This is a genomic window from Roseateles puraquae, from assembly GCF_002205845.1.
Taxonomy (GTDB): Bacteria; Pseudomonadota; Gammaproteobacteria; order Burkholderiales; family Burkholderiaceae_C; genus Pelomonas; species Pelomonas puraquae.
Window position 1 is genome coordinate 1 of sequence record NZ_NISI01000012.1, and the last position, 17,060, is coordinate 17,060.

Consider the following 17,060-nt stretch of genomic DNA (forward strand, 5'->3'; position numbering starts at 1 on the left):
CCCGCTTGGCGTAGGTCGGCTCTTGGTCGCCGCTGCGCAGGTACTTCCTGATGGTGTTGCGAGACAGGCCGGTGCGTCGGGCTATCTCGCGGATGCGGGTACGTTCCCGCTCGGCGAGCGCTCGAAATCGCAGGTTCACCTGAAGCCGATCGGCTGGAATCAAGAGCGGCCTTCGCTGGCGCGTGGCGACATGGTCGTCCACGTTCAGCATGACCAGGTCGAAGCCGTAGGCGTCGTGACCGGCGTTGTCCACGCGCATGCAACGCAGCTCGTCGCTGAAGTCTTCCTCTGGGGCGCCCATCCGGTCGATCCTCTGTCGAACGGCAACCTGGTCTGGATGCCTTTGCCTGATTTCGAACCGGTCAATGCGGTAGTGGACCACCTGACCCTTGAGTTCGCCGATCAGAAGTTCGAGGGCACCTGGGCGCAGGTTGCTCCCGAAGGCGCGAAGTCGCTGCGCGATGCGCTCTTTCGGACGATTGATCCTGCACTGCATCAAGCGCTGTGGGAGCCCGCTGAGCTAGAGGCAATCGAGGAGAAATGGCGGGCTCGCTTTGATCACCTGGATCGTGTCGGTGGCCTATTCAATGTCGTGTACTAAGCCGTCTCTCGGTCGAGCAGTAGTCCCCGCTTCGCCTAGCTGACCCAGGGCGGTCACCGCCACACCGGCGGTTTGTCGGGAACCTATGGCCCGCGCAAGCGGGCCTTCTCTTCCCGTAGGGGCGTCATGAACAGGGTGCTAAACAAGGCCTGAGTCTTCATTCTGTACCCGACCGGCTGACCCTCGGCTCATCCGAGGGTGTGGTCCGGTGCGCCTTCCGGCTTTGCTGATCTCCGGTTGCCGGTGACGACCGGATTAGGCGGATTGCAGCCAAAGGCCCAATGCCCGTCGATGACCACAAACCAGTAGCAAACCGGTCGCTGCGTCAGCGGAAGGCCAGCGCTACAGAATTGACGTACTCCGCGAGCCCCTAGATCGTGCGCTGGTTCACGCGCTTGGACAGCTCGTCGGCACTTTCCTTGCGCTCGCTGTATCGGTCCACGAGGTAGGGCCCCAGGTCGCGGGTCAGCAGAGTGAACTTGAACAGCTCCTCCATGACGTCCACGACCCGGTCGTAGAACGAAGACGGCTTCATGCGCCCCTCTTCCGTGAACTCGGCGAATGCCTTGGCCACCGATGACTGGTTCGGGATGGTCAGCATGCGCATCCAACGGCCCAGCACGCGCATCTGGTTAACCGCGTTGAAGGACTGCGAGCCGCCCGATACCTGCATCACGGCAAGCGTCTTCCCCTGCGTCGGCCTCACCGCGCCAGACGACAGCGGAATCCAGTCGATCTGCGCTTTCATGATGCCGGTCATGGCACCGTGCCGCTCGGGCGAGGTCCAGACCATGCCCTCGGACCAGGCCGCCAGCTCGCGCAGTTCCTGGACCTTAGGGTGGGTATCCGGTGCATCGTCGGGCAGCGGCAAGCCGCTGGGATTGAAGATGCGCACCTCGGCGCCCATGGCCTCCAGCAGTCGCGCGGCCTCGAAGGTCAGCAGCCGGCTGTAGGAGCGCTCGCGCAGCGAGCCGTACAACATCAGAAAGCGCGGCCGGTGCTGTGAGGGGGTGGGAACAGTCAGCCGCTCCTGCGTCGCTACGTCAAACAGGTCAGCGCGCAGCGCCGGGAAGGTCGCATCCGGAAACAGCGGCTCAGACATGGCGGGCCTCTCCGGTTGCTGCCGGCGTTGTCTTCGCCGCCGGCGCTGCGGCCAGCAGTTGATGAACGCCTACCGCCACCGCCGCACCGACCAACTCGGCGACGACGAAGCCCAGAGCGCTGCTGGGCGCAATGCCAGCAAAGCTGTCACTGAACATGCGGCCGAAGACGGCGGCCGGGTTGGCGAAAGACGTGGACGCTGTGAACCAGTAGGCCGCACCGATGTACGCCGCCACCATGGCCGCGACTCTCGCGCTGGGGGCACGCAGGATCACCAGCAGCAAGCCGAAGGTGGCGACACCCTCGGCGATCCACTGACCGGTGCCAGCACGCACCTTGGCAGAGAACTGAAGGATGTTCATGTCGAACATCGCATGCACCAACCAGGCGCCCAGCATGGCGCCGATGAGTTGCACCGCGACGTAGGGCAGCAAAGCACCCGCGGGCAGTTCACCGCGCCAGGCCATCACGGCGCTGACGGCGGGGTTGAAGTGGGCGCCGCTGATCGGGCCAAAGACCTCGATCAGTATGTAGAGGCCGCCCACCGTGGCCAGCGTGTTGGCCAACAGCGCGATGGCCACGTTGCCGCCTGACAGGCGCTCTGCCATCACACCGGAGCCGATGACGACGGCCAGCAGCAGTGCCGTCCCCAGCAGTTCTGCGAAGAGCTTGCGAGAGAGGCTCATGGGGTCAACTCTTGGAGATGTCGGCCAGGGCCTGTTGCAGCTCGGCCTTGGTCATCGTGTCCAGCGGCAGTGCGAGCAGCTGCAGCATGCGGTAGCCGATGGCCTGGCGGGTCAGCTCGAAAGCACGGCGCTTGCCTTCGTCGCCACCCTCGGCGTTGGACGGGTCGGGGTAGCCCCAGTGCACCTTGACCGGCTGGCCTCCGTAGATGCCAGCGCCAAAGAACACCGGGCACTGCTCGGCCGCCGCGCTGTCGCACACCGTGATGACTATGGACAGCGGCGGCGCTTCGGGCGTGGTGAACTCGTCCCAGCTTTTGCTGCGGTAGCCGCTGACATCGACGCCGGCCTGGGTGAGCGCTTCCAGCGCGAAGGGGTTCAAGCGACCGCTGGGGGCGCTGCCGGCACTGTAGGCCCGGACGTCCTTGCCTGCCTTGACAGCCAGGTGGTTGAGCATGCCCTCGGACAGCACGCTGCGCGCGGAGTTGTGGGTGCAGAGGATGAGAACGTTGGTCGTCATGAGGTACTCAGCGCGTGCCGATCTGTTTGATTTCGTGCTGGATGGCCAGCGGTTCCAGCTTGGTCAGGGGCAGCGCCAGCAGTAGCTCGATGCGGCGCTTGAGCGTGATGGCCACGTCGAGGAAGGCTTGCTGCTTCACGGCGTCGCTGCCCTCCACATGGCCGGGGTCAGGCACGCCCCAGTGGGCCGTCATCGGCTGGCCAGGCCACACGGGGCAGACCTCGCCCGCTGCCGAGTCGCAGACGGTGAACACGAAGTCCATGATGGGCGTACCAGGCACCGCGAACTCGTCCCAGCTCTTGCTGCGGAAGCCTTCGGTTGGGATGTGCAGCGAAGCCAGGGTCTGCAGCGCCAGCGCGTTGACGACACCGTTGGGGTGGCTGCCGGCCGAGTAGGCCTTGAAGCGCCGGTTGCCCAGGCTGTTCATCAGTCCTTCGGCCATGATGGACCGCGCTGAGTTGCCTGTGCAGATGAAGAGGACGTTGTATGTGTTTTCCAGCATGAAGGTCTTCCTTAGCAGGCACAGGTTGTCGTCGTGCCTTCAACGGAGCACTCAGCCCCTTGGCAGCAGTTCTCGGTGAGGTAGGTCAGCAAGTCGTTCATGTGGTCGAACGACGCGCGGTAGACCACATTGCGGCTGACGCGCTCCTGGGTCACCAACCCTGCATGACTCAGCTCCTTCAGATGGAAGGACAACGTCGCCGCAGGCAGCTCTAGTGATTCCGCGAGTGCGCCAGGCGTCATGCCTTGCTGGCCTGCCACCACGAGTAGACGAAACACCCTGAGCCTGTGGGTTTGCGCCAAGGCGGCGAGGGAACGGACGACGTGTTGCTCTTCCATGGTTAAATTATTCCATAAACTTGGAAATGTTGATGCAACGCAAGTCGGCGGGGCGCACTGTGCTCCAGACTTGTGACGATTCAGTGACAACCCAGCCCTAGGAGTCCGCCATGTCCGCGATTCAGATTTTTGACCCAGCCCTTTGCTGCAGCAGTGGCGTCTGCGGTCAGGATGTCGATGCCTACCTGGTGCAGGCGGCCGCGGACATCGACTGGGCCAAGAGCCAAGGAGCGCAGGTGGAGCGCTTCAATCTGGCGCAACAACCCATGGTCTTCGCCCAGAACGCTGCGGTGCGGGGCTTCCTGGAACGCTCAGGCCAGGCGGCCTTGCCCATCACGCTGCTGGATGGCGAGGTCGTGCTGGCCGGTCGCTACCCCAGCCGGCAGCAACTGGGGCAATGGCTCAAGATCGCTACACCGTCCGCGAACGCCAACGCGGGCAGTTGCTGCAGTGGCGGCAAGTGCTGCTGAGCGCTTGGAGCGCGCCATGAAGTTCATTGAGCAGTTGCCGCGCTTCGCCTTTTTCACGGGCAAGGGCGGCGTCGGCAAGACCTCACTGGCCTGCGCCACGGCGGTCAAGCTGGCTGACGCGGGCAAAAGGGTCCTGTTGGTCAGCACCGATCCGGCTTCCAACGTCGGCCAGGTCTTCAGCATCAGCATCGGCAACCAGGTCACGGCGGTGCCCGCCGTGCCGAACCTGTGGGCCATGGAGATTGACCCGCAGGCGGCGGCGCAAGGCTACCGGGACCGCATCGTCGGGCCGGTACGGGGCGTTTTGCCTGCCGATGTGGTGAAGGGCATCGAGGAGCAACTGTCCGGCGCCTGCACCACTGAAATCGCCGCCTTCGACGAGTTCACCGGCCTGCTGACGGATGAGGCCCTTGTGGGGAGGTTCGAGCATGTGCTCTTCGACACCGCGCCGACCGGTCACACGATCCGCCTGCTTCAACTCCCCGGCGCGTGGAACAGCTTTCTTGAGGCCGGCAAGGGTGATGCATCATGCCTGGGGCCATTGGCTGGACTGGACAAGCAACGCGCTCAGTACAAGGCGGCGGTGGATGCCCTTGCCGACCCTCAGCGCACGCGGCTCGTACTGGTCGCGAGGGCCCAGGCCTCGACCCTGCGAGAGGTCGCACGCACCCACGACGAACTCGCGCGCATCGGTCTGACGCAGCAGCACCTGGTCGTCAACGGCGTGATGCCTGCGGCCGAAGGCCAGCATGACGAGCTGGCCGCGGCGGTGGTGCGTCGGGAGCAAGCCGCCCTTGCGGCGATGCCAGACATCCTGCGGCCGTTGCCCATCGACCAGGTGCCATTGAAGGCATTCGACCTGGTGGGATTGGATGCGCTGCGCCAGTTCTTCGAAGAAGCACTATCGCCGAACACACCTCTACCCGCGGCGCCGAGGCTGGACGCTCCGAGCCTTGCACAGTTGGTGGACGGCATGGCGGAGCTCGGACACGGGCTCATCATGATGATGGGCAAGGGCGGCGTCGGCAAGACGACGCTGGCCGCAGCCATCGCTGTTGAGCTGGCGCAGCGCGGGCTGGCCGTCCATCTCACGACCTCCGACCCTGCCGCACACCTGACCGAAACCTTGTCCGGTCAGATGGAGCACCTGACAGTAAGCCGCATCGACCCACAGGCGGAAACCGAGCGCTACCGAAATGAAGTCCTTGCCAGCAAGGGCAAGGGGCTGGACGCGCAAGGGCGAGCGCTGCTTGAGGAGGACGTGCGCTCACCATGCACCGAGGAGATTGCCGTGTTCCAGGCCTTCTCCAGGATCATCCGTGAGGCGGGGCGCAAGTTCGTGGTGATGGACACCGCACCGACCGGCCACACGCTCCTGCTGCTGGACGCGACAGGCGCCTACCACCGCGAGATTGCGAGGCAGATGGCCGGGTCTGGGGTTCATTTCACGACGCCGATGATGCAACTGCAGGATGCCGAACGCACCAAGGTGCTGATCGTCACCTTGGCCGAGAACACGCCGGTGCAGGAGGCTGCGGGGCTTCAGAACGACTTGCGCCGCGCCGGCATCGAGCCATGGGCCTGGGTGGTCAACAACAGCGTTGCAGCGACCCGCGTGCAGTCGCCATTGCTCAAGGCTCGGGCGGCGAAGGAGCTGCCGTTCATCGACGCCGTCGTGCACGGCCACGCCAAGCGATATGCAGTGGTGCCCCTGCTGGCGGAGGAGCCAGTCGGGGTCGACAAGCTTCTTGCCCTTGCGCACGGCGGGTGATTGCCACACACCAATCTTCATTCTGACGAATGACCGCTTTGGCGCAGACCGGTGGGCGGCGCCGAGGCATGTGAGCGGCAGCAACGGCGGCAGCGCTGCCGGCCGTGGCTCGGCGACCTTTTCTGGCCAGTAGCCATCACACCATTACGGCGCCGCGAGTTACCGAGGCCCCCGAAGAGGCGCCGTTCGCAAGGGTCAACACTGGCTGGCAACAACCGTAGTTGATCAGTTCAAGCTGGCGCCCGCAATGGCGTTGCCTTCGTGTGAGGTTGGGAAGTTCGTGCGGATTGCCTGAACAGGCTAATGATCACAGCCGAAAGTGCACCATGATGTTGCCCGCCCCTAAGTCTCGACTTCGCTTGCTTCGCGAGGAGCCAGTCAGCGTTCCTGCCTGGTGGTTGCGCACCGCAGCCAAGTTGCCTGGAAAGGCCTTGACGGTGGGGCTGGTTTTGTGGGCTCATGCTGGTGCCTGCGGCGCCGCCAGCTTCGTCGTGCAGTCGACTCGCCTTCGAACCTACGGCGTCGCCCCTGACGCGCTCTACCAAGCCCTGACCCGCCTCGCTGCTGTGCGCTTGATCGCTGTCGAGCGTGGCCGTGGCCGACCGGCCCGCGTCACTCTTTTGAATGCAGCTGGCACGATCGCGAAGCTCCCTGTTTCCCCGAGTGACGCCCCGGAGGCATGACGCAGGATGACCCAGCCCGCAGAGGGCTGGGTCATGCATCAGCTTGTTGGCTGGGCGCTGTTTCCACCTTGGTCGTCAGCCCGCGTGAAAGTCGGCAGCGGGATGCTGCTGTCCTCGAAAAGCTTCCTGAGCCGGATCGCGAAAAAGCGAGCACCCTTTATGCCAAGGCGCGAGATCGAGACCCGTAGGCCTAGCTTGTCGCCCTCGGTCTTGAGGATGCCTGCCGCCCTGAGTGCCTGCTTGGCATGGAACGTGTTCAGCCCCGCGCACGCCTCTTCGAACTGCTGCTCGTCCAGCAGGATGAGGTCACGGTAAAGGAGCCCGTACGTTTGGCGGGGCGGCACGGAGTCCACGCCGTCGTCAACGTTGAAGATTTCGCCTTGATGCTGCAGCACGTAGTGCCGCACAGCGTCGACCGCTGACTTCTCTTCGTCCATGTACGTCGACGCTGACAGCCATGCGGTCGCAGCGGCCTCGACCGCCTCGCTGACATCGTTCTCCGCCAGGGGAAGTACGCCGGTCTCGATGGCGAGCCAGCCGGCAGCCATGACGAGCGAAAACTGCCTGAGCACGCGCCGCTCGGCCGGCCTCAGCTGGTGCCCCGCGCGCTCCAGCACCTCGATTAGCCGAGGGTGGATGTCGTCGACCAGTTCGCTCACGACGGCACGGAGCTCCGGCAACGTCGCGTGCCGGTTGAGCAGCTGCTGGGCGAACACCGGGCCTGCAACGCCGTAGCGCTCGGCCGCCCACCGCTTGATCAGCTTGGCGCGGGCGGCGGCCTCATCGTCGGACAAGCCCGCCCGCACCAGCAGCGGCTGCGCAGGAATGTCGATGCCGCGCACACGCTCACCGATCTTGGGCTTGCGCTTGCCGAGTTCCTGCATGGCCTCGGCCATGGACAGCTCGCCCGTGCTGATGCCTAGCAGGCTCCAGCGACGGCTGGGCTGAAAGCCCAGCTCCCGGCTCATCCGGACCTTGGACATGCCGCCGGCTGCGGCATAGAGGTCCAGTGCCGAGGTCAGGTTGCCGAGTTCGTCGGTGATGAGGCCTACGCCAGAACGGCTGGCGTACACGAGTTCCAGGCCGTTCGCAGTTGAGTGCCAGCGAGCGACTACGGTCGGCTGAGTGCTTCCTTGCGGGTCGCCAGCGCGTCCCATCACGGAGCCCGCCAGTTGTGCCGCGGTGGTCTTGCCGCGGCTGCTCGTACCGAAGACGTGCAGGAAGGCGTTTTCGCCGCCAGCCATCTGAAGCAGCGGCGCCGCGAAGGCCGCCGACAGGAAGAATGTCAGCAAGAAGTCCCCCTTTGCCAGCAGCGCCAGTTCTTGCCATTCCGGCAGGGTACTGCCGGGGTGGTAGGGCTCCAGGTACTCGGGCGGGATGTCCGCCATAACCTGAAGGCCGGGGTGAACATGGCGGGCTTCCAGGTCGGCGGTCGGAGCGTCGTCGGGCTCAGCCGGTGCGGCGGCGGGAGCCGCCACCAAGCAGCCGCTAGGAAGCGCGAAAGCGAGGCGGTCCGGCTGCGACTTGTCCCAGCCATGACAGAAGCCCATGTTCGCGACGGTCAGGATGCGCGGCAGGTCGGGGTTGGTCGGTGCTGCGGAAAAAAACCTGAACAGGGCAGGCGCCTCGCCGGAGATGAGCGGCATCCCGGCATGAGTCATCGTACGCACGGTTTCGACGTCACGGGTCTGGATAGCGGGCCACGGGATGTCCAAGGTCCGGATCTCGTCGTTGAAGTCGAGGAACCTGACGCGCAGCGCCCAACTGTTTCCATCCGCGCTATGCAGCAAGGTGACGACGGCCACCGGCTTGTATGTGATCGCGACCGTTCGCGGTCCTTTCGTGGTGCCTGCGGGGCCCATGAGTCGCCCTCCTTGGTAGGCGTAGCCTTCGGGGAGTCTTGCCGCATGCTGCTGCGTGAACGTGATGACGGCGGGTGAGAGAACGGCGTTAGAGGCAGATGCCTTGGACTGCGCGGTTTGCTTCATGAAAGTCGATGCCAGCTAGGTTGAGGGACGTCGGCGGGACCGGCTTAGAACCGGCGCAACAACGGCGGGCCTCGGCTTTGGTGCCGAAGCTCTATGTGTTTGTTGGAAAGACGCCCTCGGCGACTAAGTTAGTGACCACGGACTTTCGACCGTGATCCCCTCTCGATGGCACGGGTTGCGGCGGCCGCAGTGGGCAGCCGAGCTGGAGCAGCGATTTCTAGGGAATCAAAAGTGATGCGCCGGGAATTCGCCGGGCGCGCCGTTGATGCTGCGGGTGTCGCGCGCGCCGGCTGCCCGGGAGGCTAAGTTCAACAAAGTAGCGGCGAGAGCCGCTGGCGATGACCGGACTTCCGCCGGTCCATAGCCGGGACTTCGGACTGGGTTGGCGCAAGATGGAACTCGTGCCGGCAGCTTTGCGCTCGTCGCGAAGCCTTGCCCTACAATGGCTTAGCCAGTGGAAGTATGGAAAGCCCGTGTACGTGCCTTCGGCGCACAACAGGCTACGATTTCCTAGTTTCTTGCCGTCAAAGTTGGTCAACAGCCGAGTTGAAAATCCGCGTGTCGGTGGTTCGATTCCGCCCCAGGCCACCAAGATTGCAGGCCCCTGACTCAGCAATGAGCCAGGGGTTTTTGCTTTCTGGGCTTCTCCCGGCCTTGCCGCCGATGCCTTCGAGTCCGCCCATGGGCTTGGGGCAGCTCCGATTCCCGTGGGTTGATTCAAGATGCGAAGGACCCACCATGATTGCCTCCCATGCCAAGCTGCGAGATGAACTGCTCGCGCTGGTCGCCCAGAGTCTCTGCACCCGTCCGTTGGCGACCTTCGCCCGGGAATCGCAGCACGACGGTGAGAGCTTGAAAGATGCTGTTGAACGCTACGAAGTCGACTACGCCTGGCACGTGTTGGGTTCGGAGCGGCTGCGCGACGAGACCATCCGGTTGCTGGAGGGCAAGCTCACCCATGTGGCGAGCGATGCACAGAAGGCCAGCGTGACCGAGGTGCTCAAGGCCGCCGCGGCAGGCCAGGCGGCTGACGCACTGATGAGCTTCGACAGTGACGTGCCTGAGCAGGTCGCTACGCTGCTCTACATCCGCCGCAAGGCTGACGCAGGCGCTGCTGCATAAGCCTTGAGCTGAACATCGTGCATGGTCGGTTCCAGTCCGCCCACGTTGAAGTGTCCCGACACAGCGGGCCGCACTGAGCTGTGCGGCCCGTTTGTCTTCCTGCGGCACGCCGATCGGGGGAGGCGGCCGATGGCTTCAGCGTGGGCGGCGCCGCACCGCCAGGACGGCCGCCAGACCGAGGCCGAACAGCGCGGCGTTGGTGGGCTCTGGCACCGCTGACACGGTTCGGCTGAAGACCAGGCCGGAGGCGAGGCAGTCGGCGGTCGAGGCCTGGCAGGTGTTGCTGAGTTCGTACAGGGCGGTCAGCGGCTGGTTGTCAGCGCTGAAGCCGAGCACCTTGAGCACCAGCGGCGCGCTGAAGATCGAATAGGTGCCCGCTGGCGTGACGCCGAGCGGCGACAGAACGCCGTAGTCGTACTGGTAGGACTGCCCAGCGCCGAGTACGAAGCCGCCGCCCAGGCCCGTGTCGCCGAAGGTGAACGCATAAGGGCCTTGCTGGCAGTCAGGCTTGCTGAAGGTGCTGGAACAGGCGTAGCTCACGCCAATGTCAAAGCCCGTCAAGCGGTCGAACGCGACGGCCTCATAAGTCGAGGTGCTCGGGTTCCAGGCCCAGGCCGAAGTTGGCAGACTGGAGTTGGGTAGGCCGGCGACACCGGTCGTCGGGTTGAAGCTGAAGGCCTGGGTGGCGTCGGTGTTGGTCAGCCGGATCGACACGTTGATGGACGCCGTGGGCGAGACGGTGCCGGTCGGTTGCACGAACTCGAGCTTCAGGGCTGACAGCGGCGCCTGGGCCAGCGCAGCGCCCGAGGCGGAGAGGGTGGCGAACAGAGATGCGACGACCAGCGGCGTGCGCAAGCGGCTGCTGATAGGGGACAAGACGGACATGAAGGCTCCCTAGATTGCTGTAGTGGTGCGCACCCATTGTGCGGTGAACTGTGCCGTTCGCACATCGTGCAAACGCTTGTCGCCGATAGGCGCTTCGCGTCGATCTCTGGTGGGGTGTTCAGGTGGGTGCTGCGGGTTGCCGGGCCTCGCGACACGGTGATCGTTGCCTCACCGCGCCGCCGGCCCCCCCGCCCTGCAGCAGTAGTCGTCCCAATCGAACGGGGACGCCTCCTGCCGGTAGGCGTTGCCCGTGTAGCGGTAGACGAGGCGCTGTCGCTGCGGTGTCGCGTCGGCCTGGGCCGTCGCTGCTGCGCTGTTGCGCACCACCGTGGCCGTCACGTGCAGATCGTTCCAGCCCATCGGGCCGGGCGGCCCGATGGCGATCGTGAAGCTCGCAGTGTCCCAGGCGGCATGCGGACACTTGCCCAGGCAACCCTCCACGGCGCGAGTGCGCAGCATCGACATGCCGAACACGGGCCGGAGGGTGTGACCCTCCGGCACAAAAAGGGTCAGCTCGTCGCCGAAACCCGCGTCAGCCGCAGACGGGCCCGGGGCGCTGCTGGCGTAGCGCAGGCCAAGTGCGCGCAGGCCAGGCGCCAGGTCGTAGGGGGCGGTGTCCAGGCGCAGGCTGTTGTCATCGACCCCGATCCCCGATTCTTCCGCGATCTCGAATCGATGGCTGTTGAGCAACTGGAGCCTCTGGGTGTTTACAAGTGCCAGCACGCCGACCCAGCGCCGGTCCGGGCGCGGCGCTTGCTCGAAGGCCATGACGGCAGCCAAGACCTTGCCGCGGCCGGGCGGCCAGCCCTTGCATTGGGCGCTGACCAGCGCACCGGTGATGGGTTGCTTCGGGTTCAACGCCCGCAGGGCGCTTTCGATGCCAGGCGTACAGCCGCTGATGTCGCGCGCCTGGGCAAGGGCTGCGGCGAGCCCCAGCAGCAGGACGATGACGCCTCTCACCCGGCCCGCGCGCTCTTGATCAACGCCTCGATGCGCGGTGTCGTGTTCGTGGCCACCAGCTCGATCTGCGGGTTGGCCTTGGCAAAGACGCGGAACAGTTCGTCGGTGAAGCCGTGGCCCACGTCGGTCACGCCCTCGAAGTCGATGGTGGCACGCTTGAAAGTGGTCAGCCGCAGGCCCACGCGGCGGGCCTGGGCGCGGGAGTCGAGCGCCTGGCCTTCGCCGGCCAGCAGGCGCAGCTGCACCACGGTCCGGTCGAACTCGATGCCGTCGCCTTGCAGGCTCCAGGCCTCCATGACGCTGTCCAGCGTGCGCGTGGTGTTCAGCGCGATCGCCATGTAGATGCTGCTGCCCTGGCGGGGCAGGGCGCGGCCCTTTTTCCAGCCGCTGCTTTCCCAGGCGCGGCGCTGGTAGGCGGTGTTGTTGGCGTGGATGTCGAACACGTCGGCCAACTGGCTGCTGAAGAAGAGGCCCCGGCCGGTGTGGGCGTCGGGCGCGCTGGTCAGGCGCCCCTTGCTCAGCTCCAGCATGGCGTGCTGCGGGTCTTCGAGCTGGAAGGCGTTGCAGATCTTGTCGAACACGCCAATGCCGTCGTCGCTCACCAGCAACTGCACGTGCGTGGGCGTCTGGCGCAGCGACACGGTGACGCTGCTGCCGCCGGAGTGGTCGGCCGCGTTGTTGACCAGCTCGGTGAAACCGTGGCGGATCATGCGCTCCACTGGCTTGGGTAGCGCGAAGTGAGGCGCGAAGTCGCGCTGCCAGGGCAGGTCTTCCTGCAGGCCGTAGAGGGTGTAGCTGCGGGCCACCTGGCGCAGCGCGCCGGGGGCGAAGACGGGGCGGGCGCGCGTGCCGGAGCGCACCAGCCAGCCGGCGTCGACGAGCCGCTTCAGCGCCGCCAGTGCGGCGCGGTGGCTGGCGCCGGTGCGCTCCTCGATGTGGGTGGCCAGATCATGGGAATGCTCGCTGGCGGCGGCCGTGATCCAGTTGGTGAGGTGGTCGAACACCAGTCTTGTCATTTGCGCATTGTGCTGACTACTCTCATCCATGGGGGGTGGGGCGGTCCCTGACTCCATAGAATCCCGGGCAGTTACGGCGCGGTTACCACCTGCAGTGGGTGTCGCAGTCGGCCCAGGCTTTTCAACTCCACCGGGGAAATCCCATGCCTCTCGTTTCCATGCGCCAGCTGCTGGACCACGCCGCCGACCACGGCTACGGCATTCCAGCCTTCAACGTCAACAACCTGGAGCAGGTGCAGGCCGTCATGGCCGCCGCCGACGAAGTCGGTGCGCCGGTCATCCTGCAGGCCTCGGCCGGTGCGCGCAAATACGCGGGCGAGCCTTTCATCAAGCACCTCATCCAGGCCGCGGCCGAGATGTACCCGCACATCCCGCTGGTGATGCACCAGGACCACGGCACCAGCCCCAAGGTCTGCGCCGGCGCCATCGAGCTGGGCTTTGGCTCGGTCATGATGGACGGCTCGCTGATGGAAGACGGCAAGACGCCGTCGAGTTTCGACTACAACGTGGAGGTCACCCGCAAGGTCGTCGAGATGGCCCATGCGGTCGGCGTGACGGTGGAAGGTGAACTCGGCTGCCTGGGCAACCTCGAAACCGGTGATGCCGGCGAGGAAGACGGCATCGGCGCGGCCGGCAAGCTCGATCACTCGCAGATGCTGACCGACCCCGAAGAGGCCGCCACCTTCGTGAAGGCCACGCAGCTCGACGCACTGGCCATCGCCATCGGCACCAGCCATGGCGCCTACAAGTTCAGCCGCAAGCCCACGGGCGACATCCTGGCCATCGGCCGCGTGAAGGAAATCCACGCGCGCATTCCCAACACCCACCTCGTCATGCATGGTTCGTCCAGCGTGCCGCAGGAGCTGCTGGCCATCATCAACCAGTACGGCGGCAAGATGAAGGAGACCTTCGGCGTGCCGGTCGAAGAGATCCAGGAAGCCATCAAGCACGGCGTGCGCAAGATCAACATCGACACCGACATCCGCCTCGCGATGACCGGTGCGGTGCGCAAGTTCATGGCCGAGAACCCCGACAAGTTCGACGCCCGCGAATGGCTCAAGCCCGCCCGCGAGGCGGCCAAGGCCATCGCCAAGGAGCGCTATCTGCAGTTCGGTTGCGAAGGCCAAGCCGGCAAGATCAAGGGCCGCACCCTGGTCGACATTGCCGCGGCCTACGCCCGCGGCGAACTGGCGCAGAAGGTGCAGTGAGCCCGGCGCATGCCTTCACCTACGGCTCGCTGATGTGGGCCGACATCATGGCCCGCGTCTGCGGCCGTGAGTTCGCCAGCGAGCCGGCTTCGCTGGCCGACCACGCCCGCCACCCGGTGCGCGGCCAGGACTACCCCGGCCTGCGTCCGGCACCGGGCAGCGTCGTGCCGGGGCGGCTCTATCGCGACGTCGACGCCGAGGCCTGGGCGCGCCTGGATGCCTTCGAGGGTGAGGAGTACGAGCGCGCCGCGGTGCAGGTGGCGCTCGCTGACGGGCGTGTGGTGCCGGCCCAGGTCTACCGCTTTCGCGAGGCCTTTGCCGGCCGACTGCTCGCCGGGCCCTGGGATGCCGAGGCCTTCGCCCGGGAGGGTCGGCAGCGCTTCCTGGCGCGGTATGTCGGTTTCGACCTGATCGACCCGCGCTGATGCAACAGCCACCCGCCGCTGCGGTGGGAGGATCACAATGCACCTCATAACTCCACAAGACTGGGGTAGGGGAGTGCAAGATGGATGCAATGCACGGCGCGGCACTCGACGCCGCGGGCCTGCAATCAAGCCTGCAGTGGGCCTGGACGGCTGCTGACCTCGGCATCGGCCTGGTCTGCCTGGGCCTGCCGCTGGGCCTGTGGCGCCTGCTGCGACGCCAGCCGCTGGATGCGGCCGGTTGGCTGCTCAGCAGTGCGGCGCTGCTGGTGGCCCTGGCCCAGGGGGCGGACATCTGGGCCGTGTGGCAGCCCGACGGGGCCGTCCGCAGCTGGGCGGGGCTGGTCACGGCCGCAGGCGCCGCCCTGATGGCCGGCGCCACGTGGCGGCTGATGCCGCGCCTGCCGCGACTGCTGGCCCAGGGCGCCACCGACAGCCAGCTGCAGGACATGGGACGCCTCGGCGAGGTCGAGGCCGAGGCGCGCCGCCTGGCGGCGGTGGTGGAGTCCTCGGCTGATGCCATCGTCGTGAAGACGCTGGACGGCCGCATCACCAACTGGAACGCTGCGGCCGAGCGCATGTTCGGCTACACCGCGAAGGAGGCCGTCGGCCAGCCGGTGCAGATGCTGCTGCCGCCTGAGCGCGAGGCCGAGGAGATGCACATCCTGGCCAGGCTTGCCCAGGGGCAGCAGGTGCCGCCATTCCGCACGGTGCGGGTGGCCAAGGACGGGCGGCGGCTGGATATTTCCGTGCAGGTGTCGCCGCTGCGCGATCCGGCGGGCCGGGTGATTGGCGGCGTCAAGTCGGCTCGAGACCTCACACACCAGCGCCAGATCGAGACCGCCCTGCGGCAGAGCGAGGCGCGGCTGCGCTTCGCGCTGGAGTCCGCCGGCCTGGGCGACTGGGAGATGGCGCTGGACACCGGGGCCATCCATCGCTCGCGGCGGCACGACCAGTGCTTCGGCATCACCGATTCCGCCCAGCCCTGGGACCGTGACCGGCTGATCGCCGCCGCGCATGCCGACGACCGCGCCGCCGTGGCCGCCGGCCTGCAGTCGCTGGCCGACAGCAGCGCCCCGTGGCACTCCGAATTCCGTGTGCAGTGGCCCGATGGCAGCCTGCACTGGCTGCGCCTGGACGCGCGCGTCAGCCATGACGACGGTGGGGTGCCGAGACTCGTCGGCATCGTGGCCGACGTCACCGCCACCCGGACTGCCGAGCAGGCCCGCGAGCAGGCAGTGTGGCTGGCCGCCGAGAACCGCCGCATGCAGGAGTCCAGCCGGCTCAAGAGCCTGTTCCTGGCCAACATGTCGCACGAGCTGCGCACGCCGTTGAACGCCATCATCGGCTTCTCCGACCTCCTCAGCCGTGACGACCATGCAGCCGACCCTGCGCGCCAGCAGCAGTGGCTGCAGCACATCGCCAGCAGCGGCCGGCATCTGCTGGCCATGATCAACGACGTGCTCGACCTGTCCAAGGTCGAGGCCGGCAAGCTCGACTTCCACCCGGAGCCGCTGGACCTGCCGGCCTTGGTCGACGAGGTCATGAGCACCATGGCCGTGCTGGCCGCGCCGCGCGGCATCGCGCTGAGGTCCTCCATCGCGCCCGAGCTGCGCGACCTGGTGCTCGACCCGGCCCGTCTCAAGCAGGTGCTGCTGAACTACCTGTCCAACGCGATCAAGTTCACGCCCGCCGGCGGGCAGGTGGTGCTGCGCATGTTGGGCGAGGGCCCGCAGCGCTGGCGTCTGGAGGTCGAGGACAGCGGCATCGGCATCCCGGCCGACCGCGTGGGGCAGCTGTTCGTGGAGTTTCAGCAGCTCGACGATGGCCTGTCCAAGCGCCACCAGGGCACGGGCCTGGGGCTGGCGCTCACGCGGCGGCTCGTGGAGGCCCAGGGCGGGCGCGTGGGTGTGTACAGCGACCCGGGCCGCGGCAGCCGCTTCTACGCGGTGCTGCCCCGCGAGGCCACCACGGCCGGTGCACCGGCGCCGCACCCCGACCACCAGCAGCTCGTCGCGCTGCGGGACCATCCGCTGCGTGACGGCGTCGCCCGGGAGCTGGCCCAGGCTGGCGTGGCCGCCGACACCGCCGCCACGGCGGCCGAGGTGCTCCGCCTGGCGCGGGTGCGGCGCTACACCGAGCTGGCCATCGACCTGGGCCTGCCCGACTCGTCGGGCCTGGCGCTGCTGGACGCCCTGCGCAGCGGGGGGCCGTCGCGCCATGCGGCGGTGAAGGCCCTGGCGCTGACGCCGCCGTCCGGCGCTGGCGTGGCGTTTCCCGTGGCCGACGTGCTGGCCAAGCCCTTGCGCCGTGCGGCACTGGCGCGCGCGCTGGTGCCACTGCGCGACCGGCTCGTGCCCGGGCGCCCGGTGCTCGTCGTGGACGACGAGGCCGCATCGCGCGAGCTTATGTGCGCGGCACTGCAGGCCAGCGGCATCGACTGCACCGCCGTGCACAGCGGCGCCGCCGCACTCGCCGCGCTCGACACCCAGCAGCCGGCCGCCATGGTGCTCGACCTGATGATGCCGGGCATCGACGGCTTCCAGGTGCTGCACGAGTTGCGCCGCCAGCCGCGCTGGGCCGATCTGCCCGTCATCGTCTGGAGCGCGCTGGCGCTGGGGGTGGACGAGATCGAGGCCTTGTCGCGGTCCGCGCACGCCATCGCCGAAGGCCAGGGCCACCAGGCTCAGGCCGAGGTGAGCGATGCGATGCTGCGGGCTGCTCGCCAGCCCCGGCCGGGCCGAGTGGCTCGCCGCCAGGGGGCAGGCTGAGCCCGGGCGGGGTGGCTTC

Annotated in this window: 17 protein-coding genes; 7 read left to right on the forward strand and 10 right to left on the reverse strand. The window is 66.8% G+C overall.

Annotation, left to right across the window (positions count from 1 at the left end):
• On the reverse strand, window positions 1-139 hold a 139-nt coding region (locus CDO81_RS27805; protein WP_144397372.1), incomplete at its 3' end, for a helix-turn-helix domain-containing protein.
• Window positions 140-235: 96 nt separating this feature from the next.
• Here CDO81_RS27805 and CDO81_RS27810 point away from each other — a divergent pair.
• Window positions 236-601: a hypothetical protein gene (locus tag CDO81_RS27810; RefSeq protein WP_144397359.1), complete on the forward strand. Its 366-nt coding sequence runs from the start codon at window positions 236-238 to the stop codon at window positions 599-601.
• Between the two features lie 370 nt (window positions 602-971).
• On the opposite strand, the gene arsH is transcribed toward CDO81_RS27810, so the two are convergent.
• From arsH to CDO81_RS22350, 5 genes are read right to left on the reverse strand one after another with little or no spacing between them, the layout of a single operon-like run.
• The gene (gene arsH / locus CDO81_RS22330) at window positions 972-1,703 is read right to left on the reverse strand and encodes an arsenical resistance protein ArsH (RefSeq protein WP_088485464.1); all 732 of its coding nucleotides are present in this window, start codon (window positions 1,701-1,703) and stop codon (window positions 972-974) included.
• Window positions 1,696-2,388 (reverse strand): aquaporin, encoded by a 693-nt coding sequence (locus CDO81_RS22335; protein ID WP_088485465.1) that lies wholly within the window; start codon window positions 2,386-2,388, stop codon window positions 1,696-1,698. The genes arsH and CDO81_RS22335 overlap by 8 nt, the downstream gene beginning before the upstream one ends.
• Before the next feature lie 4 nt (window positions 2,389-2,392).
• Window positions 2,393-2,905: an arsenate reductase ArsC gene (locus CDO81_RS22340; RefSeq protein ID WP_088485466.1), complete on the reverse strand. Its 513-nt coding sequence runs from the start codon at window positions 2,903-2,905 to the stop codon at window positions 2,393-2,395.
• Window positions 2,906-2,912: 7 nt separating this feature from the next.
• Window positions 2,913-3,407, reverse strand: a complete 495-nt coding sequence (locus tag CDO81_RS22345; RefSeq protein ID WP_088485467.1) for an arsenate reductase ArsC — start codon at window positions 3,405-3,407, stop codon at window positions 2,913-2,915.
• Window positions 3,408-3,418: 11 nt separating this feature from the next.
• A complete protein-coding gene (locus CDO81_RS22350) occupies window positions 3,419-3,745 on the reverse strand; it encodes an ArsR/SmtB family transcription factor (RefSeq protein ID WP_088485468.1) in 327 nt (108 codons plus the stop codon).
• A 110-nt stretch (window positions 3,746-3,855) separates the two neighbouring features.
• On the opposite strand from CDO81_RS22350, the gene arsD reads away from it, so the two are divergent.
• The gene (arsD, locus tag CDO81_RS22355) at window positions 3,856-4,215 is read left to right on the forward strand and encodes an arsenite efflux transporter metallochaperone ArsD (protein ID WP_088485469.1); all 360 of its coding nucleotides are present in this window, start codon (window positions 3,856-3,858) and stop codon (window positions 4,213-4,215) included.
• A 16-nt stretch (window positions 4,216-4,231) separates the two neighbouring features.
• Complete coding sequence (arsA, locus tag CDO81_RS22360; protein ID WP_088485470.1) at window positions 4,232-5,986, forward strand: arsenical pump-driving ATPase; 1,755 nt, start codon at window positions 4,232-4,234, stop codon at window positions 5,984-5,986.
• A 721-nt stretch (window positions 5,987-6,707) separates the two neighbouring features.
• Here arsA and CDO81_RS22365 read toward each other — a convergent pair.
• On the reverse strand, window positions 6,708-8,657 hold the full coding sequence (locus CDO81_RS22365; RefSeq protein WP_088485471.1) for a DUF927 domain-containing protein: 1,950 nt from the start codon (window positions 8,655-8,657) through the stop codon (window positions 6,708-6,710).
• A 738-nt stretch (window positions 8,658-9,395) separates the two neighbouring features.
• Between CDO81_RS22365 and CDO81_RS22370 the strand changes: the two genes are divergently transcribed.
• Window positions 9,396-9,779 carry a hypothetical protein gene (locus CDO81_RS22370; RefSeq protein WP_088485472.1) on the forward strand — a complete coding sequence of 128 codons (384 nt, stop codon included), beginning with the start codon at window positions 9,396-9,398 and terminating at the stop codon, window positions 9,777-9,779.
• 135 nt (window positions 9,780-9,914) lie between these two features.
• Here the strand turns inward: CDO81_RS22370 and CDO81_RS22375 are convergent, their stop codons facing one another.
• From CDO81_RS22375 to CDO81_RS22385, 3 genes are all read right to left on the reverse strand, one after another.
• Complete coding sequence (locus tag CDO81_RS22375) at window positions 9,915-10,664, reverse strand: PEP-CTERM sorting domain-containing protein (protein WP_088485473.1); 750 nt, start codon at window positions 10,662-10,664, stop codon at window positions 9,915-9,917.
• Window positions 10,665-10,832: 168 nt separating this feature from the next.
• On the reverse strand, window positions 10,833-11,624 hold the full coding sequence (locus tag CDO81_RS22380) for a PA3715 family protein (RefSeq protein ID WP_088485474.1): 792 nt from the start codon (window positions 11,622-11,624) through the stop codon (window positions 10,833-10,835).
• Complete coding sequence (locus CDO81_RS22385) at window positions 11,621-12,640, reverse strand: ATP-binding protein (RefSeq protein ID WP_088485475.1); 1,020 nt, start codon at window positions 12,638-12,640, stop codon at window positions 11,621-11,623. The genes CDO81_RS22380 and CDO81_RS22385 overlap by 4 nt, the downstream gene beginning before the upstream one ends.
• Before the next feature lie 143 nt (window positions 12,641-12,783).
• On the opposite strand from CDO81_RS22385, the gene fba reads away from it, so the two are divergent.
• The 3 genes from fba to CDO81_RS29170 all read left to right on the forward strand — a co-directional run bounded on the left by fba (window position 12,784) and on the right by CDO81_RS29170 (window position 17,041).
• Window positions 12,784-13,848 (forward strand): class II fructose-bisphosphate aldolase, encoded by a 1,065-nt coding sequence (gene fba, locus CDO81_RS22390; RefSeq protein WP_088485476.1) that lies wholly within the window; start codon window positions 12,784-12,786, stop codon window positions 13,846-13,848.
• The gene (locus tag CDO81_RS22395) at window positions 13,845-14,273 is read left to right on the forward strand and encodes a gamma-glutamylcyclotransferase family protein (protein WP_206602154.1); all 429 of its coding nucleotides are present in this window, start codon (window positions 13,845-13,847) and stop codon (window positions 14,271-14,273) included. The genes fba and CDO81_RS22395 overlap by 4 nt, the downstream gene beginning before the upstream one ends.
• Before the next feature lie 80 nt (window positions 14,274-14,353).
• Entirely contained in the window at window positions 14,354-17,041 is a 2,688-nt protein-coding gene (locus CDO81_RS29170; RefSeq protein ID WP_088485477.1) for a PAS domain S-box protein, read from the forward strand.
• Window positions 17,042-17,060 lie beyond the last annotated feature (19 nt).